The following is a 25378-nucleotide window of genomic DNA, read 5'->3' as shown; positions in this document are numbered from 1 at the left end:
AGCCGGATCATCCGTATCGGGAGAGGGCCCTGCGGGGCCCTTTTTCTTTGGGGCACACAAGTCCCTTCCGGAACCGGCAGCGTGCAAAGGCGTTGAGATGGAAACACTCAAAAAGGAACTTCTCTCCCATGACCCAACTCGCCGACAAGGACCTCACCGAAACTTTCTGGGACCGTCTTGAAGACTGTCGTACAGGCATGCTCGTGATCGATGGCCGGGCTGTGCCCATGTCCCACTATGTTGATGAGAACAAGCGCGAGCTGTGGTTCATCACCGCCAAGGGTACGTTCATGGCCGAACATGCCAACGGAACGAACGCGCACTATGTTCTGTGCAATGACAAGGAAGGGCTTTATGCCAGCCTGTCCGGTCGCCTCACGCCAGAAATCAACAAGGAGAAGCTTGATGAATATTGGAGCTTCATCGCGGCCAGCTGGTACGAAGACGGCAAACAGGATCCTGACGTCCTACTGCTGAAACTGTCGCTTGATGCCGGTGAAGTCTGGACGTCAAAAGGGGGTGCGAAGTTCTTCTACGAAATTGCCAAAGCCAATCTCACCGACGACAAGCCGGACATTGGCGAGCATTTCGAAATCAGCTTCTAAAGCTTGTCGAGCCAGTTCTTGAGCAACGCGTGGCCGTGTTCGGTCAGGATGCTTTCCGGGTGGAATTGCACGCCGTAGAGCGGCCGTGTCTTGTGGTGCAGGGCCATGACTTCGCCGTCCTCGGTAAAGGCGTCAGCTACCAGCACTTCCGGCAGGTCTTCAGGCTTCACCGCGAGTGAATGGTATCGCACCACTTGATAGGTTTCGGGCAAACCTTCGAAAAGGTCGCCGCCGGTCTGGCGGATTTCTGACAGCTTGCCATGCCGGATTTCCCTGGCGGTGATGACCTCGCCGCCAAAGGCTTGCCCGATGGACTGATGGCCGAGGCAGACGCCGAGGATCGGCAGGTCTTCAGGTGCCTTCTGGATGAGCGCCACGCAGATCCCTGCTTCATTTGGAGAGCAGGGGCCGGGCGACAGCAACACGCCGTCCGCACCGGTGGCGAGGGCTTCCTCGACCGTCATTTCATCATTGCGGACCACGCGCGTTTCCGCGCCCAGCTCTTCCAGGTAGTGGACGAGATTCCAGGTGAAGCTGTCATAATTGTCGATGACGAGGATCTGCTTCTTTGGCGCGCTCATTGGTCATGCTCATATGCGGCGGCCAGTTCGGCAGCGCGGCGAAGTGCGCCTGCCTTGTGGACGGTTTCATCATATTCGTATTGCGGCACGGAATCGAGCACGACGCCGCCGCCAGCCTGGATGTGCAATTGGCCATCCTTCAGCACCGCGGTGCGCAGCGCGATACAGGTGTCGAGATCGCCATTCCAGCCGAAATAGCCGACTGCGCCGCCATAGATGCCGCGGCGATGGCTTTCCATCTCGTTGATGATCTGCATGGCACGGATCTTCGGCGCGCCCGAGACGGTGCCCGCGGGGAAGCCTGCGAAGAGCGCATCCACGCTGTCGAGCCCCTCGCGCAGGTCGCCTTCGACATGGCTGACGATGTGCATGACGTGGCTGTAGCGCTCGACGATGAACTGCTCGGTGACCGTCACGCTGCCATAGGCGGCGACGCGGCCGACATCGTTGCGGCCAAGGTCCAGCAACATGAGGTGCTCGGCGATCTCTTTCGGATCGTTGAGCAAGCCCTCGGCGCGGCGGGCGTCTTCCTCATCATCCCCGCTGCGCGGCCGTGTGCCGGCGATCGGGCGGATGGCGACGCGGCCATCGCGGACGCGAACGAGAATTTCCGGGCTGGAGCCGACCAGGCTGACCGCGCCGAGATTCATGTGGAACATGAAGGCCGACGGGTTCAGGCGGCGAAGCGCGCGATAATAGCTGATCGATTGGCGCGGGAAGGGTGTGGAGAAACGCTGGCTCGGTACGACCTGGAAGATGTCCCCGGCGCGGATATAGTCCTTGCACGCTTCGACAATCTCGAAATAGCGCGCCTTGGACGTATTGGACTGAAGCTCCACTGGTGCGGGCGCCTGATCCTTGGGTGGCATCTGGGGCAGGCGTTCCAGCCGTGCCTCGACATCGTCGAGCAGGGCGTTGATCTCGGATTCGTTGTCGGCTTCGACGCGGCCGATCAGCAGGATTTCCTGATAGATGTGATCGAACACGATGACCACGCGCGGGATGACCAGCAGGGCTTCCGGCACGTTCAGCATGTCCGGCTTTGTAATCTCCACCGGCTCGACATATTGGATCATGTCATAGCCGACATAGCCAAAGGCCCCTGAGGCCATAGGTGGCAGGTCTTCGTCGGCGCTGGCGCGGGCATCGCGGGCAAAGGCTTTCAGGGCCGCAACAGGCTCGGCATCAAGCGTCTTGGCGTCCGAGAAGTCAGCATCGCTAGCCGTCTCGGCTTTGCCATTGAGAATGCGAAACCAGCGGTCAGGTTCAAGCCCGATGAAGGAATATCGCCCGAGGCGTTCGCCACCTGCAATCGACTCGAACAGGAAGCTGCCGGGCGTTTCCGCGCCCAGCTTCAGCATGGCGGCAACCGGGGTTTCTATGTCCCCGATTCGCCGACGGACAATCAGTCTGGCATTGCTCATTGGTCTGACGTGATAGTGGCCTTGTAGGCTCTGAGCGTGCCCTGATTGGTGCGTAGCTTCATGGTGGCCGCAATCTCGGCTTCCATCGCCTGATCAAGATCGGTCTGCAGAGAGGTCAGCAGGCTGGAATTGGCCAATGGGGCCAGTTCCGACATGTCCGCCTCGCTCGGTGGTGTGATGTCGGTGATCTGCATCACCATGACTGCATCACCCGTCCGGCTCGGGAAGGTGAAGACATCGCCTTCCTTGCCGCTGAAGACGGAAGTGACTGCCGCATTTGGCAGGCCGGAATCGGCAGCCGTGCGCCGTGTGATCGGCGCGAGGGGTGTTTCGACCACTTCGTTGGCAGCGCGCGCTTCAGCTTCCAGTGTGCTCTCACCAGATTTGATCCGGTCGGTCAGATCATCCAGCGCGGCCTGTACGCCGTTGGCTTCACGCTGGCGAACAAGACCGGTGCGCACATCCTCACGCAATTCCTCAAATTCCGGCGTGTAGCTTTCAAGCACTTTGCGGGGGGATGTGAGATAGGTGGCTTCGCCAATATCGATGCGGTTGCTGTTTTCACCGACCGGGATTTCGAACGCCTGCTGGAAAGCTTCTCCGGCGCTGATCAAGCCCATGAGTGCCACGCCTTCACGGGTGCGGCCAGACTGGTCAACGGGCGCGAATGTGATGAGCGGCACGCCGACTTCCTCGGCGATCTGACCGATCGGGTAGCCAGCGCCAATTGCGCGATCCAGCGCTTCCATTTTCTCAAACAGGAGGACGGCTGCGCGTTCGCGGGAGAGTTGGTCGCGGATCTCGCCTTCAACCTGTTCCAGGGGAAAGACTGCGCCGGGCTGGACCGAGACGAGCCGCGCCACGAGCCATTGGTCGCCGCGCTCAGCCGGGCCAAACAGGGCGCCGCTTTGCTTGCCGGCCCCGAACATGGCTTCTGCGAGCAGAGGATCGGACACGCTTTCACGGCGGCCGGTCCGGGTTTCGCGCGAGGCGACGCCTTCTACGCTTGCCGGGTCTGCGCCTGCGGCGAGCAGGCCAAAGGCCGTGCGGGCCGCTTCGCGGCTGGAGAACATGAGCTCGACATAGGTGCGGGTGTCAGGCTCTGAGTACCGCTCCGACTTGCTGGCTTCATAGACGGTGGCCACTTCCTGATCAGTCACGGTGACCTCTGACAGGAAGTCTTCGGCAGACATGCGCAGCACATCAATCATCCGACGCTCAGGCTGTTTGAGCGCTTCGAGATTTTCATCATAATAGGCGCGAATGTCTTCTTCGGTGGGCGCGTCAGGCTCAGGCAGGCTGCTGGTGTCGAGAATGAACCAGCCGACATTGCGGGCCTCGCCAATATAGCGTGCTTGCAATCCGGAAAGCGTTTTCGGCGGATAGATCGCGGCACCGGCTGCGTCGCGCAGCGCTTTCATCGTGAGATCGTCAGACAATTGCTGTTCATAATCCGCCTGGCTGATGCGGCTGCGATAGAGGACATCGCGATAGGTATCGAGGTCGAGCGCGCCGGTCAGCGGGTTCTTGAAGGCGTCGATGTTCTTCAGTTCTTCCACAACGGCATCGGTGGAGGGATGGACGCCGATGGAGTCGGCATAGCCGAGCAAGGTGAGCTTGGCGGCTTCGAGCTGGAAGACCTGGTCAATGACGCCCTGTTCCAGCAATTCCGGCTTGGTAACAGGCTCTTCGGAGTCCGCATTGATGTTCCGGATGACGCTCTCGACGCGGCGGTCGAAGGTGGTGGCATCAAAGCCCCGGCTGCCTGCGGCGGCCATGTTGGAGCCGATTCCGCCCCGCAGCTGGGCGAACATCTGGTCAACACCCCAGAATGCCATCCCCGCAATGATGATCATGACAATAATCTTCCCGACGAAGGAATTCATCAGGCTTTTCATCAAGGCTAGCATATCGGCAGCGTCTTTCTGGCAGGTTGAGCGGTGGTCCAGTGCTTGCTAGGCGACCCCGTTAGGTCTTTCAAGATAGGGATAGCTTATGACCAGAACACTTATCGCCGGGAATTGGAAGATGAACGGCCTCAAGTCCAGCCTTGGGGAAATCCGAGATGCGGCTGCAGGCGTGGGGCAGGGCAAGGCCGGGGTCGAGGCGCTGTTGTGCGTACCGGCGACCCTTTTGACCCTTGCGGCAGAGGCTGCACATGGCTCAGCGCTGCGGGTCGGTGGCGAGACCTGCCATGCGGCTGAAAGCGGCGCGCATACTGGTGATGTGTCTGCAGAAATGCTGGCGGACGCGGGCGCTACCCATGTGATTGTCGGCCATTCAGAGCGCCGGACAGACCATGCCGAGAGCAATGAAACAGCCGCCCTGCGCGCGGGTATGACGCCGATCATTTGCATTGGCGAAAGCCTCGACCAGCGCAAGGCGGGTGAGACGCTGGAGTTCGTGGCCAGCCAGATCGCCGGCTCGATTCCGGACGGGGCCGCGGCTGAACAGATTGTGATTGCATATGAGCCAATCTGGGCCATCGGTACGGGCGAAGTCGCCACGCCAGATCAGATTGATGAAGTTCATACCGCGATCCGCACGCGCCTTGCAGAACGATTCGGCGCTGACGCCGCAGACCTCATTCCGCTGCTTTATGGCGGCAGCATGAAGCCAGGAAATGCGGCTGAAATCCTTGCGGTCAAGGATGTGAATGGCGGTCTAATTGGGGGGGCAAGCTTGAAGGCGGCGGATTTCCTCGCCATTTACGGTCAAGCAAAGTAATCAAAGACTGAACCCGAAGGCTTGGCGTCTGTCCCCAATGGGGATATGCGGGCCGCTTGAATTTTACTGGAAACGCACCAGCCATGCAGAACGTCATCCTTGTAGTCCACATCCTCGCCTGTCTTATCGTGACAGGACTGGTCCTGATCCAGAAATCCGAAGGCGGCGGCCTCGGTATTGGTGGTGGCGGCGGGGGCGGCGCGGGATCGCTCATGTCCGGACGTGGCGCTGCAGGCGCACTGGTGCGTTCCACCATCATGTTTGCCGGTATTTTCTTCGTGACCAGCCTGGCGCTGACCACACTGGCCAACCGCAACACGGATACACGCACCAATGTCGAGCGCGCACTTGGCGCTGACGAAGATGGCGCAACCGGCCCGGTTGACCTGCTGGATCCAACCGCGCCGCTGCTGGAGGGCCAGGACGGCCTGTCCACGCCAGCGCCGGAAGCGGCTGAGCCGGGTGTCCTGATCGATCCTACGGCAGACATGCCACCCGCCGATATCGAGGCTGATCCTGTGCCGGAAACCGAGCCGGAAACAGGTAATCCCCAGTAATTGCGCCGCGCAGGTGTTTTCCCTGCGTCCCATTTGTCCGAATCACGGCATCAGGGTGATCCCATGATCCGCTATATTTTCATTACAGGCGGCGTGGTGTCCTCCCTTGGCAAGGGTATCGCTTCCGCCGCACTCGGTGCGTTGCTTCAGGCGCGTGGCTACAAGGTCCGTCTGCGCAAGCTCGATCCGTATCTCAATGTCGATCCCGGCACGATGAGCCCCCGCCAACATGGCGAGGTCTATGTCACCGATGACGGCGCAGAGACCGATCTGGACCTTGGCCATTATGAGCGCTTCACCGGCGTCTCGGCACGCCAGTCCGACAATATCACGACGGGGCGGATCTATAGCCGCATCATCGAGAAGGAACGGCGCGGGGATTATCTCGGCGCGACAATTCAGGTGATTCCGCACGTCACAAACGAGATCAAGGATTTCGTCCTGTCCGATCCGGGCGAGGATGTGGAATTCGTGCTCTGCGAAATCGGCGGCACGGTCGGCGATATTGAGGGCCTGCCATTTTTCGAGGCGATCCGTCAGCTCGGCCAGGAGCTCGGGCCAGAGCGCGCATGCTTCATCCATCTGACACTGCTGCCCTATATTCCGGCGGCGGGCGAGATGAAGACCAAGCCGACCCAGCACTCGGTGAAGGAGCTGCGCTCGATCGGTATTCAGCCTGACGTGCTGCTCTGCCGGTGTGACCGGCCGATTCCGGAGACCGAAAAGGGCAAGATTGCCAGCTTCTGTAATGTGCGCCTCTCCAGCGTGATCGAAGCGCGCGATGTGGGCCACATCTATGATGTGCCGGGCGCTTATCATGCCGAGGGGCTCGACAAGGAAGTCCTGTCGCATTTCCGCATCGAAGATGCCCCGGAGCCGGACCTGTCCGGCTGGAGCGAGATTGCGCACACGACGCATCATCCGGACGGCAATGTCTGTATCGGCCTCGTCGGAAAATACACCGATGTGCCGGACGCCTACAAATCCGTTGCCGAGGCGCTGACGCATGGCGGCCTTGCCAACAAGGTGAAGGTCGACATCCGCCTGATCAATTCCGAAGAATTCGATGATGAGCATCGGCCGCTGGACATTTTGGAAGGCGTGCACGGCATTATCCTGCCGGGCGGCTTCGGCGAGCGCGGCGCACATGGGAAGATGCGCGCGGCAAGGTTTGCCCGCGAGCGCAATGTGCCGTGCTTCGGTATTTGCTATGGCATGCAGATGTCGGTGATCGAGGCGGCCCGCAACATGGCCGGCATCGAGGACGCGAACACGACCGAGAATGACCCGGACACGTCTGCGCCGCTGGTCGGCCTGATGGAAGAGTGGACCAAGGGCAACGAAAAGGTCCAGCGCGACGCCAATACCGACAAGGGCGGCACGATGCGCCTCGGCGCGTATCCGGCCCGCCTGACGCCGGGCAGCAAGGTCGCCGAAATCTATGGCACGCTCGATATCTCCGAACGCCACCGTCACCGCTATGAGGTGAATGCCGGTTACATCAAGGCGCTGGAAAAGGCCGGCGGGCTATTCTCCGGCCTGTCGCCAGACGGCAAGCTGCCGGAGATTTTCGAGCTTCCGGAGCACCCCTGGTTCATCGGCGTGCAGTATCACCCAGAGCTGAAGTCCCGTCCGTTCGAGCCGCACCCGCTGTTTGCAAGCTTCATCGGCGCGGCGGTCAAGCAGAGCCGGCTGGTTTAGGATCCTTCCGTCAAGATCCGTCACCCTCGACCGCGAAGCGGTCTGAGGGCCCATCTCTGGTTTTGCCGCATGCACTAGCGGCCCGGTTCCGAGATGGGCACCCAGATGAGCTGCGCTCATCGGGTGTGACGCGGAGGGGGCGACCAGCACTTTTATCCGGCGCGGAAGATTCCGTCCGGGTGCGTGTCTCCAAAAACAATCCGCCTCAGGACGAATTGAAGTGGGGTTGCACGGCGTGCGTTTCAGCCTCGATCAGTTGGGCTGTCTCGCATTGCAGGCGCGTCAGGGGCCCGTGCCGGAAGAGGCGCTTGCCGGTTTTGGCGATCAGTTGTCTGGCTTCGCCAAGGCTGCGGCGGATCTTTTCGATATAGAGATCGCGATGATCCATCGCATAGTCGAGGGCCATCAGCCGGCGGACGAGGCGTTTGGCGGGCAGGATGTCGCTCGGGAGTTTATCGTATTCATGGATGTCTGGGACGTCGTCCGCATCAAGGAAGCGGATGCGTGGGCCTGTCTTGAATGTCGGCCTGGGCGGCTTTGCATCCGGGTGTTGAGCGCGGGTTTCGAACAGACGGAAAGCTGGCTGGGATGCGCGGGCGATGTGCGGCTTTGCCGGGCGCGAGCGTGGCGGCGATGAACCCGTTGACACATGAACTGGCGCAGGCAACGCACCCAGTTCGGCAGCGCAGAGATAGAGACAGCGGCGCAGCGCCGGTTCGGCCTGGGCAAGGAAGCGCGACAGGTTGGAAAGCGTCAGGCCAAGCCGCTCGCGTAATTGGATCACGCCGAGGCTGATGACATTCAGCATCAGCCAGACGGCGGAGCGGATTTCCTGTGGAGGTGAATAGCGCATGTCGGACATGGGCTGAGGATGCGGGTGGCCGACGACTGGCGGATTGGGATTTGAGAGGGATTTGTTTTTGTTGAGGGTATTTCGGCTAAGTGCGGGATAATATAGTCCGTATCCCCGGCGGAGGCCGGGGTCTCAAGCGGGCGCGGCGCGGAGCCAGCCGAGGGAGACTCCGACATGCGCCGGAGAGACGGAACTTGTTCTAGGTCTTCGAGACCTGGAACTGGCCGACATTGATGCGGCCGTCAGTGAAGCCGGCGTCGCAATAGGACAGGTAGAAATTCCACATCCGGCGGAAGGGCTCATCAAAGTCCAGCTTGGCGATCGTGTCCCAGTTGGCATTGAAATCGCGCGCCCATTCGCGGCAGGTGCGGGCATAGTCCTGACCGAAATAGGTGACGCCGTCATGGCGCAGGCCCGCCGTGTGGAACTGTTCCTTCAGAGCAGTCTCGCTGGGCAGCATGCCGCCCGGAAATATGTGGCGCTGGATGAAGTCGACGCGCTTGCGGTAGCGCGGGAACAGCTCGTCATCGATGGTGATGATCTGGAGCGCGGCGCGGCCGCCCTGTTTCAGGCTTTCGAAGATTTTTGCGAAATAGCTCGGCCAGTAGGATTCCCCGACGGCTTCGAACATCTCGATGGAGGCGACCCCGTCATATTGGCCCTGATGGTCGCGATAGTCTTCGAGACGGATTTCGACGCGTTCATTCAGGCCTTGTTTCTGCATGCGCTGCATGGCGAAATCACGCTGGGATGGCGAGATGGTCAGGCAGGTCACTTTGGCACCGCGCTGCTTGGCAGCATATTCGGCGAAGCCGCCCCAGCCGCAGCCGATCTCGAGGATTTTCGAAGAGGGCCCGGCATTGATCCGGTCACAGATGTTCCGGTACTTGTTGTGCTGGCCCTGTTCGAGGCTCATGTTCGGGCTGTCGAAGATGGCTGAGGAATAGGTCATCGAAGGGTCGAGCCAGAGACTGTAGAAATCATTGCCCAGATCATAATGGGCCATGATGTTCTTCTTCGCACCTTCGCGGGAATTGCGGTTGAAGATGTGGCGGACCATGTTAACCCAGCGCACCACTGCGCCGCCCACGGCAAGTTTGCCGATATTGTCGAAATTGGCAGAGAAGAAGCGCAGCACTTCGGTCAGGTCAGGCGTTGACCATTCGCCATCCATATAAGCCTCGGCAAAGCCGACATCGCCGCCAGCCATGGCGCGTTTCACGAAATTATACTCGTGGACAATGATGGTGGCATGAGGACCGGTATCGTCATGCCTGTATTCGAGCACGCGGTCGCCGGGCAAGACAAAGGACACGCTGCCATTCTGGGTATTGAGCAGCGCGAAGGCGGCCAGACGAAAGCTTGTCGGAACGCCTTTCAGGTTCCGAATGGTCTGGGTGCTGGCTTTGATGACCTCGGTCATGCGGCATCCTTCCGCGTATCAGCATTACGTATTTGTTGGGATAACGCAATTGTTGTGCCGGTTTCCGGAGGGGCGGGCTTTGGGCGATAGGCGGCACCGCGTATCCACACTTTGAGGGCCTGCCAGTGGATTCCGAGGGTCACGCCGAGCGTGGAGAGCGGATTGGTGACTGCGAGTTTCAGCAGGTTTGCGCTGGTGGCAGGCATCCGCCGGGCGGTGATGTTTGCCATATGAAGGCGCTTTTCATGTCTCAGGCTTTCCACGACCACTCCCAATTTGTGTTCCGGCGAACGCAGGGTGAAGCGGTAGGTTCCGGTGACGTCGAAGAAGGGGGATACGTGAAAAGACTTTGGCGCACTGTGCGCGTTGCGGCCCGAATTGACGGCGGCGACGTAGCAATGAGTCTCGCCGAATGTGTTGTTCACTTCATAGATGATCCCGCGCAGGTCGCCGTCCGGGCCATAGCCGTACCAGAGCGAGAGGGGCGCAAATTTGTAGAACAGGTGGCGCGGGAAGGTGACGAGGCGGATGGCGCCGCCGTCCAGTGTAATGCCTGCCTTGGCAAGTTCGGATTCGGCCCAGGGACGTAGCGGCGCGTCTTTCTGCTTGGGGCCGTGGTCTTCGGTGCGGAAGGCGAACAGGCCGGGCGCGTTGACGCTAAACAGGGCTGAGCTGGCCGCGGCCTCGTCCAACCGGTCGATGTCGAGATCAATCAGGACGAGGTCATACGCAAAGCGTCGCTCGAATGGCTGGTAGCGCACATGGACAGTCTGGCCTTTCCAGAGGCTCAGTGCGGGCTGGGGATGCGCATTGGTCAAACAGACACCTCGGCAGCGACTTCCACGGGGCGAAGTTTGCGTGCTGGCTGTACAATGTCCACACCTTCGGCCGTCCACGGCACGGATCCGCCAAGGGAAAGGGCGGCTGAGAGGCCGGATTTCAGGCCGTCCTCATGAAAGCCGCGGCCCATCCATGCGCCGGCGATCCAGAGACCGTTCTGACCCTGAATACGCTTCAGGCTGCGCACGGCTGCTTCGGCGGCGGCATCGAACTGCGGATGGTCGAAATCATATTCGAGAAAGGTCAGCTCGTCGCGAGGGGGCGTGTCGGGGTTGAGTGTGATGAAGAGCGGACGCTCATCGGGCAGGCCCTGCAGCCGGTTCATCCAATAGGTGAGGCAGATGTCGCCGCTTTCCTGTTTCAGCACGTTCCAGCTGGCCCAGGCGGCCTTGCGCGATGGCATCAGCGCCGGGTCGCGGTGGAGATAGATGCGGTTTGGCCGATAGCGAACCGAGCGGAGCAGGAAGGCCTGATCGTCGAAATGTTCCTCGGTCAGGCGCAGGGCCTGGTCGGAATGGGTGGCGAGAATGACATCATCGAATATTTCGCGACGGCCATCGGTCGTCACGACCGCGATATGGTCACCAAAGGGAAAAATGCGCTCGACGCCCGAGTTGAGGCGAACCCGGTCGCCGAGCGCGTCCGCAACTGTGCGGACATAGTTTTCACTGCCACCGGTGACGGTACGCCATTTCGGGCGCTCTTTGTGCATGAGGCGGTGATTGTCGAAGAACTGGAAGAAGCTCATGGCGGGGTAGTCGAGCATCTTGTCTTCGCAGGTGGACCAGATGGCGGCCCCCATGGGCAAGATATAGTTCGTACGGAAATCTGCATCGAACTCATGGCGGTCGAGCCAAGCGCCCAGAGTTGTATCCGTAATCGTGCCATCGGCGAGTTCGGCGCGCGCAATGTCGTTGAAGCGGAGGATGGTGCGCCAGAAGCGATGGAATTTCGGGCTCAGGAGATTGCGACGCTGAGCAAAGATGCCTTTCAGTGTAGACGCCCACTCCCAGCCTTTCGGATCAGAGACCGCAAAGCTCATGTCGGACGCTTGTGTTTCAACACCAAGTGCGTCGAAGAAGCCGATAAGGTTCGGATAGTTCAATGCGTTGTAAACGATGAAGCCGAGATCGACTTTCGTTTCGTGACCGTCATAGTCGAACGCATGCGTGCATGCGTGCCCCCCGGCCCGGCCAGATTGTTCGTAAAGTGTTACGTGTGCGGAATTGCGCAGCGCCCATGCAGCACCGAGGCCGGATATTCCAGATCCAATAATGGCGATGCGTTTCATGCGGCGTCTCGCTTTTCTTTCAGTGTATCATATGCGTCGAGTGCGCGCTGGCGAGCGCCGGAATGGTCGACTATGGGTTTCGGATAGGTCTTGCCGAGCTTGATGCCAGCCTCGCTCAGGATCTCTTCGCTGGCTTCCCAAGGGGCGTGCAGGTACTTGTCTGGCAGGTCCTTCAGTTCCGGGCAGAAGCGCCGCACATAGGCGCCGGTCTCGTCGAACTTGCTGCCCTGGCTGATCGGGTTGAATACCCGGAAATAGGGCGCCGCATCGGCGCCGGAGCCTGCAGTCCATTGCCAGCTGGCGGCATTGTTGGCCGGGTCAGCATCAACCAGCGTGTCCCAGAACCATGCTTCGCCATCCTGCCAGGGCAGGAGAAGGTGCTTGGTCAGGAACGATGCAACGATCATCCGCACCCGGTTGTGCATCCAACCTGTCTGCCAGAGCTGGCGCATGCCGGCGTCAACCATAGGGTAGCCGGTCTGGCCTTTGGTCCAGGCGTCAAAGGCTTTCTTGTCTTTTCGCCATGGCATGAACTCAAACGAGTCGTTGTAGTTTTCGGAGGCGAGCGCCGGATTGTAGAACAGGAGTGTATGTGAAAATTCCCGCCAGCCAATTTCCGACAGGAAGGTGTGGCCATCCTTTTCAGGGATCGTACCAGCTTCCATGCCGGCATGAACTGCGCGCCATATCTGGAGCGGGCCGATCTCGCCGAAACGGAGATGCGGGGAGAGACTCGACGTGGACATGTCCAGGTCCGGCCGGTTGCGATCTTCCTTGTAGCCATTGATTGGCCCATCAAGGAAGTCGGTCAGGCGGGCAATCGCGCCGTCCTCGCCGGGGGTCCAGTCGTCAAAACCTGTGGACCAGTCGGGGCTCGAAGGGTGGAGGCCCCAATCGTCGAGGGATTCGCTTTCGGGTTTGGGGCCACTCAGCTTTTTGTGGCGACCATACGTGTCGCGGGCGTGGAAGTTGTTGCGGGCGGCGCGCCAATAAGGGGTGAACACCTTGTAGTAACCACCCCTGCCACGGCTCGTTCAGCAGCCGAGCATTGTAGCTTGAGACATCAAGGCCTCGCTGGGTGAGGTCTTCCTTGATCGCGGCATCCAGATCGCGTTCGGGCTGGTCATAGCGGCGATTCCAGAAAATGGCTGCCGCGCCGGTCTCTTCGATAACGGTATCCAGCATATCGGCGGATTGTCCGGAGCGAAGGGTCAGCTGGGCGCCCGCCTGTTTGATATCAGCGGCAAGCGCGCGCAGGGATTTGTCCAGCCACCATTTCGAGGCGCCGCCGAGGGGCCGCAGGCCTTTGGTCTGCTCGTCCAGTATGTAGAGCAAGACGAGGGGCCTGCCGGACGAGACGGCGGCATGCAGGGCCGGATTGTCGGTAAGGCGCAGGTCTTCGCGGAACCAGATGATGGCAGGCGCAGATTGTGACACAAGACCTCCGGGCAGGGTTGAACAGTTTACAAAGCCTCTACGCGCGAGTTCGCGGAATGGATCATGCGGGGCTGAGCCTTGGTCTTCCGCGCCTGCAATTGGGGCGGTATACCCTTTCGATGTTCAAAAGAATCATACACCCCAGCGGAGTGTAACCGAAATGTCAGGCACACATCTTCCGGGTCTCATCCACGCCGCTGCGGGCAAGCGTGTCGTCTGTGTTGGCGATGTCATGCTGGACCGGTTTATCTATGGCGGCGTCACCCGCATATCCCCCGAAGCGCCTGTGCCGATCATGCGGCGCACCCGCGAAGCGGCGATGCCGGGCGGTGCGGGCAATGTGGCACGAAACCTTGCTTCGCTCGGCTTGTCGGTCTCGCTTATCGGGGTTGTCGGCGATGATGGCGAAGGCCGGGAACTGGCCGCGCTGCTGGGAGACATTGAGGGCGTTGATGCCGATTTGATCGCGATGCGCGACCGGTCAACCACGCTGAAGACGCGCTTTGTCGCCGGGGGACAGCAATTGCTGCGCGTGGACGCGGAAGATACCAGCCCCATCGGGCCGAGCCCGGAAGCGGAGCTGATTGCCTCCATTGCTGACGAGGCGAATGAAGCCAGCGTGATCATCCTGTCCGATTATGCCAAAGGCGCGGTGACGGATGGCGTTATTGCGGCCGCGCTGGCGGCGGGCGACCAATACGGCATTCCGGTGATCGCCGATCCGAAAGGCCGCGATTTTACACGCTATGGCGCGGTGGACTTGCTCAAGCCGAATGCCAGCGAGTTGGCCGCAGCCATGGGGCTGAGGGTTGAAACGGATCAGGATGTCGATGAGGCCCTGACGGCTGCGCAGACTTTGCTGATGGCCAAATCCATTGTCGTGACGCGGGCCGCAAAGGGCATGTCCTATGCCATCGAGGGCGAGCGAGCCGTGCATCTGAGCGGGCAGGCGCGCGAAGTATATGACGTGTCTGGCGCGGGCGATACGAGCATTGCAGCGCTGGCGCTAGGGCTCGCCGGAGGCGGCACGGTAGCCGATGCGGTGAGTCTGGCCATTGCGGCGTCCGGCATTGCGGTCGGCAAGGCGGGCACGGCCACGGTTTCTGCGGAGGAAATGATCACTGCGCTACAAATGGGCCTGCGCAATGGCGGCGTCAGCTATCTGACGCTCGACGCAGCGAGGGCGCAGGTCGCTTCCTGGCGCGATTCCGGGCTGACCGTCGGCTTCACCAATGGCTGTTTCGACATCCTTCATCCGGGGCATTTACGGGTTCTGGAAGAGGCCAAGTCGCGCTGTGGCCGTCTGGTGGTTGGCCTGAACTCGGATGCGTCCGTATCGCGCCTGAAAGGACCGACGCGGCCGGTCAATGACGCTGACTCCCGCGCGCGGGTCCTGTCGGGCCTGATGGCCGTGGATGCGGTCGTTGTTTTCGAGGAAGACACGCCGGGCGCGCTGATCGAGGCGCTGCAGCCGGACTTGCTGGTCAAGGGCGGGGATTACTCCATCGATACGATCGTCGGCGCTGACACGGTGCAGGCACGGGGCGGGACGGTTCATATCGTGCCCCTGGTAGATGGACAGTCGACCACTGCGGCGATTGCACGGGCACAGTCCAAGACAGAATGAGCCCGGCTGCGCACACAGCTGCCCAATTGTTCAAACAATATGGCGAAGACGCGGAAGTGATTGCCACGCTGCGTGCTGCTGAAGTGGCGGCGCAGGGCGATGTCGAAGCATTGGCGCATTGGGACGAGGTGATCGCCTGCCTGACGGGTGAAGCTCCTGAAGGGCTGCCGAACTAGCGCGTCAGTTGGCGACGCCCTTTTTGAGCTCATAGCGCCCGCGTCCGGTTTCGTTGAACCATTCCTGAATGTCCGGATGGCTGAGCGGTGTGTCGGAATCGTCAATCACGAGGTTCTGTTCCGAGACATAGGCGACGTAATGCGTGCGCTCATTCTCGGCGAACAAGTGATAGAAGGGCTGGTCTTTTGACGGGCGCACTTCTTCCGGAATGGATTCATACCATTCATCGGTGTTGGCGAAGACGGGGTCGACATCGAAAATGATGCCGCGAAAGGGGAAGTGGCGGTGGCGCACAACCTGGCCGATCTGGAACTTTGCGAGCAGGGGGGTGATGTCATTGTAGCGCTGGTCACGGTCGAGGGGTTTGTCGAGCAGCAGTGCGTCATCGGCAACCTTACGGCGACCGATTCCCACGCTGCCTAACAGCCTTCCCAAGAGCGATGCGCGTCTGGTCATTTCCCACTCCTGTGATACACCATGCATCAACTGAAAAACTTGGGCCACACTATGGCTGAAAAAAAATCAGCGGTACGGCGCGGAAAACGCGGCCGACCGCGCCCAGCCAGGGCCTCGGACCTCTATGCGGCCGTGGACCTTGGAACCAATAACTGCCGTCTTCTGGTGGCCACTCCACACGGAAAAACTTTCCGTGTGGTTGATTCGCACTCCCAAATTGCCCGTTTGGGCGAAGGATTGCACGAAACCGGACGGCTGTCGGAAGCTTCGATAGAGCGCGCCATGGATGCGCTGAATGCGATCCGCGGGAAGCTCAAGACGCATGGAGTCGGCAAGGTTCGCTGCATCGCGACCGAGGCTTGCCGAAAGGCAGAGAATGGTCCGGATTTCATCCAGAGGGTGCACGACGAGACCGGCCTGACCTTCAAGATCATTGGCGCGAAGGAAGAGGCGCGCCTTGCCAGTATCGGGTGTCATGACCTGATTGGCGATGATGCGCCGTCGGTACTGGTGGTGGATATTGGCGGCGGGTCGACGGAATTGTCGTGGCTGAATGCCGAACTGGCGCGGGCCAATGGCCTGAACGGCCTGATCCAGCGTGCCCCTATCCAGAACTGGACCAGCCTGCCGCTGGGCGTCGTGACCCTGACCGAAGCCTTTGCTCATCTGCCGGACGCAGAAGCCTATCAGGCAATGCTGGATCATGCCGGAGAAGTTATTGAAGCCTGGCAAGGCACACAGGCGATCCGATCGGCGATGGGGCTGAGAGGGGCGCACCTGATCGGTACGTCCGGGACAGTGACCTGCCTGGCGGGCGTACATCTGAAACTCGACCGCTATCGCCGTGACAAGGTGGACGGGACGTGGATGAGCCGGACCTCGGGCGAAAAAGTGCTGAACATGCTGCGCGAAGCCGGACCGGACGGGCGGGCGGCCTTGCCGACGATTGGTGAAGAGCGCGCAGGACTGATGCTGGCGGGCTGTGCTATTCTGGACGCGCTTTGGCGGGCCTATCCGGCGGGGCGTTTGCGGGTTGGCGACCGTGGCCTGAGGGAGGGCCTGCTGCTCAGCATGATGTATGGCCAGAAGCCCGCGCGTCGTCGTCGCAGAGGCGGGCGCAAACGGCGCGAAGGCGGCAACACGCCTCAAACCCATTCGGCAGCGGAGGCCGGCAATGACGGATGATGGAAAGCGCCGCTGGAAAGGTCCCGGCAAGGAAAGCAAGAACACGTCCGGTCGCCAGATGACCGAGCGCAAGGTCACGGCGCATCGTGCGAAAAATGAAAGTTCCAAACGCTGGATCGAACGCCAGCTACAGGATCCCTATGTGCGCAAGGCCAAGGAAGAGGGCTATCGGGCCCGCGCGGCCTACAAACTGCTTGAGATAAATGAAAAGCTGGACCTGCTGCGCAAGGGTCAGCGCGTTGTTGACCTGGGCTGTGCGCCCGGCGGCTGGATGCAGGTCGCGCTGAAGAAGGGCGCGCTGGAAGTGGCGGGTATCGACCTCTTGCCGGTCGAGCCGATTGAAGGCGCGCATATCATTGAAGGCGATGTGAATGAGCCGGAAGATGTTGCGGCCTTGCTGGAAGGGCTGAGTGGACCGGTTGACCTTGTCCTGTCCGACATGGCGGCGAACACGACGGGGCACAAGCAGACCGATCATTTGCGGACCGTCGCTTTGGTCGAGATGGCGGTCGCGTTCGCCATTGAACATCTCGCGCCGGGCGGCACATTCTGTTCGAAAGTGTTTCAGGGTGGCGCGACGAAGGATGTGCTGGACACGTTGAAGGCGCATTTCAAGACGGTGCGCCACATCAAACCGCCATCAAGCCGGGCCGGAAGTCCCGAAATTTTCGTGGTGGCAAAGGGATTCAAGGGTTAATTCAAGGGCGCTATCAGAGCCGCCAATCAATTGTATTCCGTACGCGGCGGTTGGGGCGTCTGGAGAGAACGGAATTCAAATAGGCGTCATTTTCGGATTTCTTGGGCTTGGATTCATAGCCCAATTCGACCGACACTTCGTAATGGGTGACTTGTCCCTTGCTGATGAAGCCACGGGCGGTCGAGACTTCGAACCAGTCTGGTTCCCCAAAGAGATCGCGCGCTTGAACCAGGGCCCGATCAATCGCGTCGTCCACCGAAATCGGTGACAGGCCGACGATGCGGCGAAGAGGAGGGTGGGCGCTTGCCATAAGTTAATAGGTTGCTTCTGCGTATTGTGGGTTCTCTTGCAAGTACTATGCAAGACCAGAGTATTTGTTCCAAAAAAACCTTATATTGCTTTAGATTTGTGTCCGCTCCACTATCCGGCAGCGAGTCAGGGAGAAAGTTAATGGCCATCAAAGGTGGATGTTATTGCGGCGCGATCCGGTATGAGGCGGGAGGCGATGCGATCATGAAGGCAAGTTGCCATTGTCGGGAATGCCAATACTTCACGGGTGGGCAGGCCAATACGATCATGGCGATGCCAACTGCGGAGTTCCGTTACACGCTCGGCAAGCCAAAAGGATATCGCCGGGGAGATCTGGAACGTGGAGCGCTACGCGAATTTTGCTCCGATTGCGGAACGCATATCGCAACGCGATCCCCCTCACTGCCGCAGGCGGTGATCCTGAAAGTCGGCACACTGGATGATCCCTCCGTGTTCGGTGCGGCCCAAATGGCCATGCAGATTGCGGATGCGCAAAGCTTCCATCATGTTCCAGACGATATCGCCAGATTTGAAAGGTTTCCGGGCCAATGATCAGGATAATTTCCATCATACTCGCAGGTGCAGTAGTGTCGGGCTGTGCCTATCTGCAGGACGTCTATTCCAGCGACGGCGTGTATGGGTCGGGGGCGGACCCTTATGAAAAGATCCAGTTCGCGGGAGAAAAGGCCACAGGGGCCGAACGTGCCGCGTGTGAATCCGCAGGCGGTCGCGTTGCGCGTGACGGCATGCGGGGGTGGGAACAGTGCATTCAGCCCTTCGAAGACGCCGGAAAGGCGTGTGCGGATAATGCCGATTGCATTGGCCAGTGCCGTCTCAGCCTCGGCGACGATATGCCAGAAGCCGGCAAGCCTGTTACGGGCAAGTGCCAAGCGACTGACAACCCCTTCGGATGCTATGCCACCGTCGAAAATGGACGCGCGACACCGGCGCTCTGCGTAGACTAGATTACACGGGAAGAAGGTGCGCCTGCGCTTCGTCGCGGTGCTTCTTGAGATATTTCATGAAAGGTGTGCCGCCGGTGCCCACATCCGGATCATTGCCGGCGCCGCCCTTTGATTGCTTGTTGATATAGCTGGCCGCATATTCCAGATGGCGCGTGCGGAACCGTGCGAGTTTCATCACACTCTCATTGTAGAGTTCGGTCAGGGCCTTGTTGCCTGCGCCCTCGATGAAGGCGCGCAGCGAACTGTTCGCGCGCAAATCCTCGATGAAGCGGCGATGAGTGGGCGGACGATAGGCATGCAACTCGTCAAGGAATGTGCGCAATGGGTCTGCCGCGTGTCCGACGCTGAGCAGCGCATCCATGGCCGGCACAATGGAGGATTGAGAGCCGGTCTGCCCGCGGAAGGCCTGCGGCGCGCCAAGGGTTTCAGCAACGCCTTCATAGACAAGGCCATCGCCAAGGGCGGGATTGTCCTTCCAGCCATGAATCCAGGGGCGGACGCGGTGGAAATAGACATAGGGGTCACACTGGTCCGGCATGCGGTCGAAGATGGCATTGATATCGTCCCATGCCGTGGACATCGCTCTGAGGCTTAATTCGATGCGGGCTTGGTCGGCTGCCTGCAAATGGCCGATCAGCTGGGTCGCCTCTTCAAGCAATTCGCCCGCCCGCGCCTCGATCGCGACATGGACAAGAATGAACCAGGCTTCGTCGAGGCCGCCGTCGAAATGCTGGATTGTATAGATATTGGAAAGATCAATCGGGCCAGCCGGGTCGAACCGGCCCCAGTTTTCCAACGTATAGCTGGAATAGGGCAACAGGGGCGGCTGGCCGATGGCTTTTCCGATCTGCCAGATCGGCACGGCAAGACAGGCGGGCAGGGATTTCGGTGCCTCCGGTTCGCCCCAGACATAGGACTGGACCATGAAGCTGTAATGCAGCATGGCGATACGCTGTTCGGCGTCAGTCGCGGTGGCGAGAAAGTCGGTCAGGTCGAGTTGGGGCAGGGATTCAAGATGGGCGCGGACGCGACCTGTCGGCAGAATGCGCGGCAAGGCCAGCGCGACATCGCGAACCGGATGAAGAAATTCCGGCAGGGTCACATTGGCTGGATCGAAAGATGACAGGAAACCCCGGTCGCGGCTGAGGCCATAATCTGCAAGCTTCATGATGTGCTTCCTCCCAAAAGCATTTTATTTCATTTGAAACTAACTCTGCTTTCGCGGGATTGGCCAGACCATATTCTGCGAAAAGCTCGCACATTGCAGGGATTTTCAGGAGGGGACTTCACAAAGGCTCGCGACTCCCTTATTGGGCCAAAAAGGGAGCTCCCCACATGAAAATCCGGCAAGCCATTACCTTCGACGACGTGCTGCTCCAGCCCGGGGCCAGCGAGGTCATGCCCGCTGACGTCAACGTCTCCACCTTCCTGACCAAAGCCATTCCGCTGAACATTCCGCTGATCTCGGCGGCGATGGACACGGTGACCGAGGCACGCCTGGCGATTGCCATGGCGCAGTCCGGCGGTATCGGCGTGATCCACCGCAATCTCTCAATCGAACAGCAGGCCGGTGAAGTGGCCATGGTGAAGAAATATGAGAGCGGCGTGGTGATGAATCCCGTCACGATCTCGCCGAGTGCGAGCCTTGGTGATCTGGTCGAGCTTAAACAGCGCACGGGCTTTTCCGGCGTGCCGGTCGTGGACAAGAGCGGCAAGGTGGTCGGCATCATCACCAATCGCGATACGCGCTTTGCCGATGACGTCTCGGAATCGGTGGCAAACCTGATGACGAAAGAGGTCGTGACCGTGAAAATGGACACGCCGAACGAGGAAGCCCGGCGCCTGTTGCACAAGCATCGGATCGAGCGGCTGGTCATCGTGGATGACGATAATCGCTGCGTCGGCCTGCTGACCGTGAAGGACATGGACAAGGCAGCCGTGAACCCCAATGCCGCCAAGGACGCCGCCGGTCGCTTGCGCGTCGCGGCGGCCTCGACCGTAGGCGATGCCGGGTTCGAGCGCACCGAAGCTCTGATCGCGGCGGGCGTGGATTGTGTCATCATTGACACCGCGCATGGCCATTCGATCTCTGTCGCGCAGGCGGTTGAGCGGGCGAAGAAGATATCCAATTCCGTCCAGATCATTGCTGGGAACGTGGCGACGGCCGAGGCGACCAAGGCGCTGATCGATGCGGGCGCGGACGCGGTGAAGGTCGGCATCGGACCGGGCTCCATCTGTACGACGCGGATTGTCGCTGGTGTGGGCGTGCCGCAGCTGACCGCCATCGAGGCGTGCGCAGAAGCCGCCCAGTCAAGCGGCGTTCCGGTGATCGCCGATGGCGGCATCAAATTCTCTGGTGACTTTGCCAAGGCGCTGGCCGCCGGGGCATCGACCGCCATGATGGGCTCCATGTTCGCGGGCACGGAAGAGGCGCCGGGCGAGGTGTTCCTGTATCAGGGCCGTTCGTACAAGGCCTATCGCGGCATGGGAAGCCTCGGCGCGATGGCGCGCGGCTCGGCCGACCGCTATTTCCAGAAGGACGCCGCACAGGAGAAGCTGGTGCCGGAAGGCATTGAAGGCCAGGTGCCGTTCAAGGGCCCGCTCGGCCCGATCATCCACCAGATGGTGGGTGGCTTGCGTGCCGCCATGGGGTATGTCGGTGCCAAGACGATCACCGAGCTGCACGAGAAAGCCGAATTCGTCCAGATCACCGGCGCAGGCCTTCAGGAAAGCCACGTGCACGACGTGCAGATGACACGGGAAAGCCCGAATTATTCGCTGACGCGGTAGGAAGGTGGGGCGATTGGAAAAGGCCAAGCGACTACTGTCGGAACACCCACTCATAGTAGCGGGTACTTCGTTGTTGGCAGTTTTAGGCCTAATTGTTGCGATCATCCAAATCTTTCTTGCGCATGATGCAAACAAGTTCGTGAAGAGAGATAATGCGAACCGGAATTTGACTACGCAAGTTCAGAGCTTGGGGCGCGAGAACGATGAGCTCTCTGATGAAGTGAAGAATCTCCAGAATCAGATATCGATACTAAGGCAAGAGTATCAGGTAGAAGCAGACGACTACGTTAGAAAGATTAGCGAGTCTGAAGCCCAGAAGATGCTTTTTCATTCGAGGCTGACCGAATATAGTCAGTTCCTAGATGCTTTGTTGCTGGATGAGTATTCAGCGCCGGAAGTTTCTGGAAATATACAATTGCAGAATGATGATCACAGGCAACTCACCCCGTATTTAGAGGTCGGGTTAATGCTTGTGGATCGCGAATTCTTAGTGACTGTAAACGAGGACACTATACCAGCATCAGTTGGGGAAGTCGGAGTTTTTCTGACTAGTCGGTATCTATGTGAACTTGCAGTCGTGAATGACGATACGACATTCCCGCAACCTAGTCGTACGCAAGTGCCTGCTATTCGAGTCGAGTTGGATTGGAAATGTTGGAGGCGTCAATAAGCCTTCCGCCGCATCGCGACCTAGGGCGGGCTTGATGCGAGTCGGGCCTCGTCCTTCGACTTCGCTCAGGATGAGACCCTCATTGAACCAATGGGTCCCGCCACATAGCTTCCATCTGCGGTGAGCCTTCTCCGACCTCGAACAGTTTCATGCGTTCGAAGCCGTGGCTCATATAGAAGCCGGAATTGGCGGGGTTCGAGTTTTCCAGATAGCAGGGCAGGCCCGCGCGGTCGGCGGCGTCCAGCATGGGGCGCAATATCGTCTTGCCGAGGCCTTTGCCACGCGCAGCCTTCCGTGTGCCGATTGTGAAGAGGTAGAGGTGGCGTTCGGTCGGATGATATTGCTGCATGATCTCGCCGGCCGTCAGCGCCCGTTTCACGGTGCCTTTTGATCCTTTGCTGAGAAGTGAAAGGACCAGCCGGAAGGTCTGGAGTGATGTCAGGCCATGCCGCGTTTCGGACAAGGCCCACATCGTGGCGGCATCATCGCCAATCTGGTGGCAGATACCCTCAGGAAGATACATGTCTCGCGCCAGTTGTCGGAAGGTCGCCCGGATGGCGGCGTCGGTGCCGAATATCCAGCGATTGATGGGATCTTCGGAAAACGCGTCAGCCGTGATGTCGCCGATCTGTTGCCAGTCAGCCGGGCTTGCAGTCGTCACCTGCGGTGGCAGGTCCAGTTTGAGCATCGATTACCTCTCCAGCCACGCTATCCAGCCACTATTTACGGGACTTGGCCAGACCGCGCCCTAGCTTGAACTGTAATTGATACAGGGAATCAGCATGACGGACAGGATCGCAATCATCGGGGCAGGACTGGCTGGGCTCGCCGTCGGACGGGCATTGACGGAGACGGGTATGACACCGGTCATATTCGAGAAGAGCCGCGGACTGGGCGGTCGTCTGGCGACGCGTCGCACGGATTTCGGGCCGATCGACCATGGTGCACCTGGGGTTCCGGCCTGCGTGCCGGGTGGCGGCGAGGTTTGGCGCAGCGCGCCGGACGAGATGCGCCAGACAGGGCTGCCCGGCATGAGCGCACTCGCCCGTGCAATATCTGGCGGACTGGATATTCGCAAATCAGTGGAAGTTCAGCCGCTGATCCGCGCGGAACATGGCTGGAGGCTGAGCGACCAGCAGGGCGTGGGTCTGGGTGTCTTCGACCGGGTGATCGTGACGGCTCCGCCCATACAGGCTGCAACGCTCACTGCGGCGGATGCCACGCTGTCAGCGCAGATCACCAAAGCAGACGTGTCGCCGCTCTGGACGCTGTTGATGGCCTTCGCAGACCCGACCGGGCTGGAGCAGGAGGCTCTCACGCTGGACGGTGCGCTTGCAAAAGCGATCCCCATGCTGGCGAAGCCCGGCCAGACGGGCCTAGAACGCTGGACAGTGCATGCGAGCGCGGATTGGAGCGCGGAGAATCTGGAACTGGAAAAGGATGACGCAGCGGCGCGGTTGCTGGAAGCCGTCCGGGAGCAGGTGGATTTGCCTGGCGAACCTGACTACCTGGCCGCCCATCGCTGGCGGTATGCACGCGTGCGCACGCCGCTCGGGATGCCTTTTGCCGCGAGTGCCGATGGACGGCTGATCGCCGGCGGAGATTGGGCGCTCGGACGGCTCGCGAGTGATGCGGTCGAGAGCGGCCGCGCCATGGCGGCGCATGTGATTCAGACCGCCGGTTAAGCTATTGCCGGTTTCCCTTGCCCATTTTGCGGGGTAACAGGGCGGTTTGCAGAGACTTGAGGGGCAAATCCCATGCGCAATGGCGGACGCATCGCAGCGGCAATAGACGTGCTGAACGACGTGCTGACCCGGCACCAGCCGGTGAAATCGGCTGCGCGGGACTGGGGCAAGCGCGCGCGTTATGCCGGTTCGAAAGACCGGGCATGGGTCAGCGGCCTCGTGCTGGACGCGCTGCGCAAGCGCAATTCGATTGCGCATGCGATGGGCGATGACAGTCCGCGCGGCCTGATCCTCGGCGCGTTGGCACATGCCTGGAGCTGGAATATCAAGGAAATCGACTCGGCCATGGATGAAGACCATGCGCCCTCCAAGCTGACCCTGCAGGAGCGCGAACGCCTCGTCATGGCCCCGGACCCGGTCGCGCCGCCGCATGTACAAGGCGACTATCCCGAATGGATGGCGCCCATGATGGCGCGTGTGTTCGGCGAGGAAGCCGCTGTCGAGGCACAGGCAATGGCCGTGCGCGCCGATGTGGACCTTCGCGTCAACACGCTGAAAGTGGATGCCGAGAAAGCGTCCCAGCCGCTGCGCAGCGCGAAAGCCGAAGCATCGCCGCTATTGCTCAACGCGTTCAATATTCCCGCCCGCGACCCGAGCGAGCGCGAAGCCTCTCTGGAGAGCATTCCGGCCTATTCCAAGGGCTGGGTCGAAGTGCAGGATGCGGGCAGCCAGATCGCGTCTGCAGCGGCGAATGCCCAGCCGGGCGAGCAAGTCATGGATTATTGCGCAGGGGGTGGCGGCAAGACGCTGGCCATGGCCGCGCAGATGCAGGGCAAAGGCCAGATATTTGCCTATGACATTGACGGGCGGCGCCTGTCGGCGCTGATCCCGCGCCTCAAACGTTCCGGCGCACACAATGTGCAACTGGTGCATCCGAGCGAGCCGACTCAGCTGGAAGACCTATCCGACCAGATGGACCTCGTTTTCGTGGACGCGCCCTGCACGGGGACCGGCACATGGCGTCGGCGTCCGGACGCCAAGTGGCGGCTGAAAGAACGCCAGCTGGAAAAGCGCATGGGCGAGCAGGACGAGATTCTCGCCGCCGCCAGCGCCTATGTGAAACCGGGCGGGCGTCTGCTCTATGCGACTTGCTCCTTCCTTATGGAAGAAGACGAGGACCGCGTGGCGAAGTTCCTGGCGGCGCATCCGGAATTTTCCGAGGAAGATGCGGCCGAGTCCGCGATCGCCTCCGGCCTGCTCACCGAAGAGGGCGCGGCCCTGGTGCGCAAATATCGCGGCCCCACCGGCAGTGTGCGCCTGACGCCGCGCCGGGCCGGCACGGATGGCTTCTTCTTTGCGGTCTTGCGGCGGGCCTAGG

General features: G+C 60.4%; 25 protein-coding genes and 1 pseudogene. 14 read left to right on the top strand and 12 right to left on the bottom strand.

The window, feature by feature from the left end; translation table 11 throughout:
- Positions 1–128: 128 nt before the first annotated feature.
- A complete protein-coding gene (locus tag L53_RS11545; RefSeq protein ID WP_034815510.1) occupies positions 129–605 on the top strand; it encodes a pyridoxamine 5'-phosphate oxidase family protein in 477 nt (158 codons plus the stop codon).
- Here the strand turns inward: L53_RS11545 and L53_RS11540 are convergent.
- Genes L53_RS11540 through L53_RS11530 form a run of 3 tightly spaced genes read right to left on the bottom strand, consistent with a single transcriptional unit; the run spans position 602 to position 4508 of the window.
- Positions 602–1186 (bottom strand): aminodeoxychorismate/anthranilate synthase component II, encoded by a 585-nt coding sequence (locus tag L53_RS11540; RefSeq protein ID WP_034815508.1) that lies wholly within the window; start codon positions 1184–1186, stop codon positions 602–604. The genes L53_RS11545 and L53_RS11540 overlap by 4 nt on opposite strands.
- Complete coding sequence (trpE, locus tag L53_RS11535) at positions 1183–2610, bottom strand: anthranilate synthase component I (protein ID WP_034815506.1); 1428 nt, start codon at positions 2608–2610, stop codon at positions 1183–1185. Before trpE ends, L53_RS11540 begins: the two co-directional genes overlap by 4 nt.
- Positions 2607–4508 (bottom strand): peptidylprolyl isomerase, encoded by a 1902-nt coding sequence (locus tag L53_RS11530; RefSeq protein ID WP_255342023.1) that lies wholly within the window; start codon positions 4506–4508, stop codon positions 2607–2609. The genes trpE and L53_RS11530 overlap by 4 nt, the downstream gene beginning before the upstream one ends.
- A gap of 97 nt (positions 4509–4605) precedes the next feature.
- Here L53_RS11530 and tpiA point away from each other — a divergent pair, with 97 nt between their 5' ends.
- The 3 genes from tpiA to L53_RS11515 all read left to right on the top strand — a co-directional run bounded on the left by tpiA (position 4606) and on the right by L53_RS11515 (position 7595).
- The gene (gene tpiA, locus L53_RS11525; protein WP_034815502.1) at positions 4606–5337 is read left to right on the top strand and encodes a triose-phosphate isomerase; all 732 of its coding nucleotides are present in this window, start codon (positions 4606–4608) and stop codon (positions 5335–5337) included.
- Positions 5338–5420: 83 nt separating this feature from the next.
- Positions 5421–5894: a preprotein translocase subunit SecG gene (gene secG, locus L53_RS16490; RefSeq protein ID WP_051607879.1), complete on the top strand. Its 474-nt coding sequence runs from the start codon at positions 5421–5423 to the stop codon at positions 5892–5894.
- Positions 5895–5957: 63 nt separating this feature from the next.
- Positions 5958–7595 (top strand): CTP synthase, encoded by a 1638-nt coding sequence (locus L53_RS11515; RefSeq protein ID WP_034815501.1) that lies wholly within the window; start codon positions 5958–5960, stop codon positions 7593–7595.
- Positions 7596–7800: 205 nt separating this feature from the next.
- Here L53_RS11515 and L53_RS11510 read toward each other — a convergent pair whose 3' ends face one another.
- From L53_RS11510 to L53_RS17775, 5 genes and pseudogenes are all read right to left on the bottom strand, one after another.
- A complete protein-coding gene (locus L53_RS11510; protein ID WP_034815500.1) occupies positions 7801–8457 on the bottom strand; it encodes a hypothetical protein in 657 nt (218 codons plus the stop codon).
- 190 nt (positions 8458–8647) lie between these two features.
- The gene (locus L53_RS11505; protein ID WP_034815499.1) at positions 8648–9871 is read right to left on the bottom strand and encodes a cyclopropane-fatty-acyl-phospholipid synthase family protein; all 1224 of its coding nucleotides are present in this window, start codon (positions 9869–9871) and stop codon (positions 8648–8650) included.
- Positions 9868–10689 (bottom strand): DUF1365 domain-containing protein, encoded by an 822-nt coding sequence (locus tag L53_RS11500; protein WP_051607878.1) that lies wholly within the window; start codon positions 10687–10689, stop codon positions 9868–9870. Before L53_RS11500 ends, L53_RS11505 begins: the two co-directional genes overlap by 4 nt.
- Positions 10686–12002 carry an NAD(P)/FAD-dependent oxidoreductase gene (locus tag L53_RS11495; protein WP_034815497.1) on the bottom strand — a complete coding sequence of 439 codons (1317 nt, stop codon included), beginning with the start codon at positions 12000–12002 and terminating at the stop codon, positions 10686–10688. Before L53_RS11495 ends, L53_RS11500 begins: the two co-directional genes overlap by 4 nt.
- A pseudogene (locus L53_RS17775) lies at positions 11999–13439 on the bottom strand (deoxyribodipyrimidine photo-lyase). The gene L53_RS11495 and the pseudogene L53_RS17775 overlap by 4 nt, the downstream one beginning before the upstream one ends.
- Before the next feature lie 160 nt (positions 13440–13599).
- Between L53_RS17775 and rfaE2 the strand changes: the two are divergent.
- Both rfaE2 and L53_RS11480 read left to right on the top strand, forming a co-directional pair.
- The gene (rfaE2, locus tag L53_RS11485) at positions 13600–15066 is read left to right on the top strand and encodes a D-glycero-beta-D-manno-heptose 1-phosphate adenylyltransferase (RefSeq protein ID WP_034815495.1); all 1467 of its coding nucleotides are present in this window, start codon (positions 13600–13602) and stop codon (positions 15064–15066) included.
- A complete protein-coding gene (locus L53_RS11480) occupies positions 15063–15242 on the top strand; it encodes a hypothetical protein (RefSeq protein WP_034815493.1) in 180 nt (59 codons plus the stop codon). Before rfaE2 ends, L53_RS11480 begins: the two co-directional genes overlap by 4 nt.
- Positions 15243–15246: 4 nt before the next feature.
- Here L53_RS11480 and hspQ read toward each other — a convergent pair whose 3' ends face one another.
- Positions 15247–15576, bottom strand: a complete 330-nt coding sequence (gene hspQ / locus L53_RS11475) for a heat shock protein HspQ (protein WP_349677876.1) — start codon at positions 15574–15576, stop codon at positions 15247–15249.
- 144 nt (positions 15577–15720) lie between these two features.
- On the opposite strand from hspQ, the gene L53_RS11470 reads away from it, so the two are divergent.
- Together L53_RS11470 and L53_RS11465 are read left to right on the top strand one after the other, a co-directional pair.
- Positions 15721–16884 (top strand): Ppx/GppA phosphatase family protein, encoded by a 1164-nt coding sequence (locus L53_RS11470; RefSeq protein ID WP_339798088.1) that lies wholly within the window; start codon positions 15721–15723, stop codon positions 16882–16884.
- Complete coding sequence (locus L53_RS11465; RefSeq protein WP_034815489.1) at positions 16874–17581, top strand: RlmE family RNA methyltransferase; 708 nt, start codon at positions 16874–16876, stop codon at positions 17579–17581. The genes L53_RS11470 and L53_RS11465 overlap by 11 nt, the downstream gene beginning before the upstream one ends.
- Before the next feature lie 13 nt (positions 17582–17594).
- On the opposite strand, the gene L53_RS16485 is transcribed toward L53_RS11465, so the two are convergent.
- Positions 17595–17891: a dodecin family protein gene (locus tag L53_RS16485; RefSeq protein WP_051607877.1), complete on the bottom strand. Its 297-nt coding sequence runs from the start codon at positions 17889–17891 to the stop codon at positions 17595–17597.
- A gap of 140 nt (positions 17892–18031) precedes the next feature.
- Between L53_RS16485 and L53_RS11455 the strand changes: the two genes are divergently transcribed.
- Positions 18032–18442: a GFA family protein gene (locus L53_RS11455; protein WP_034815487.1), complete on the top strand. Its 411-nt coding sequence runs from the start codon at positions 18032–18034 to the stop codon at positions 18440–18442.
- Positions 18439–18855 carry a hypothetical protein gene (locus L53_RS16480; protein WP_051607876.1) on the top strand — a complete coding sequence of 139 codons (417 nt, stop codon included), beginning with the start codon at positions 18439–18441 and terminating at the stop codon, positions 18853–18855. The genes L53_RS11455 and L53_RS16480 overlap by 4 nt, the downstream gene beginning before the upstream one ends.
- 1 nt (position 18856) lies before the next feature.
- On the opposite strand, the gene L53_RS11445 is transcribed toward L53_RS16480, so the two are convergent.
- Positions 18857–20023, bottom strand: coding sequence for an indoleamine 2,3-dioxygenase (locus L53_RS11445; protein ID WP_034815485.1), 1167 nt, complete (start codon positions 20021–20023; stop codon positions 18857–18859).
- Positions 20024–20190: 167 nt separating this feature from the next.
- Between L53_RS11445 and guaB the strand changes: the two genes are divergently transcribed.
- Positions 20191–21645 (top strand): IMP dehydrogenase, encoded by a 1455-nt coding sequence (gene guaB / locus L53_RS11440; RefSeq protein WP_034815483.1) that lies wholly within the window; start codon positions 20191–20193, stop codon positions 21643–21645.
- A 13-nt stretch (positions 21646–21658) separates the two neighbouring features.
- Positions 21659–22315, top strand: a complete 657-nt coding sequence (locus L53_RS11435) for a hypothetical protein (RefSeq protein WP_034815480.1) — start codon at positions 21659–21661, stop codon at positions 22313–22315.
- A gap of 79 nt (positions 22316–22394) precedes the next feature.
- Here L53_RS11435 and L53_RS16475 read toward each other — a convergent pair whose 3' ends face one another.
- Positions 22395–23003 carry an N-acetyltransferase gene (locus L53_RS16475; RefSeq protein WP_051607875.1) on the bottom strand — a complete coding sequence of 203 codons (609 nt, stop codon included), beginning with the start codon at positions 23001–23003 and terminating at the stop codon, positions 22395–22397.
- A 94-nt stretch (positions 23004–23097) separates the two neighbouring features.
- Between L53_RS16475 and L53_RS11425 the strand changes: the two genes are divergently transcribed.
- Both L53_RS11425 and L53_RS11420 read left to right on the top strand, forming a co-directional pair.
- Positions 23098–24000: an NAD(P)/FAD-dependent oxidoreductase gene (locus L53_RS11425; protein WP_034815478.1), complete on the top strand. Its 903-nt coding sequence runs from the start codon at positions 23098–23100 to the stop codon at positions 23998–24000.
- A 72-nt stretch (positions 24001–24072) separates the two neighbouring features.
- Entirely contained in the window at positions 24073–25377 is a 1305-nt protein-coding gene (locus L53_RS11420) for an RsmB/NOP family class I SAM-dependent RNA methyltransferase (RefSeq protein ID WP_034815476.1), read from the top strand.
- The last annotated feature ends 1 nt before the right edge of the window (position 25378 follow it).

This window comes from Hyphomonas sp. L-53-1-40 (genome assembly GCF_000682775.1).
In the GTDB taxonomy this organism is placed as follows: domain Bacteria; phylum Pseudomonadota; class Alphaproteobacteria; order Caulobacterales; family Hyphomonadaceae; genus Hyphomonas.
This window is presented reverse-complemented; position numbering and strand designations above follow the sequence as displayed.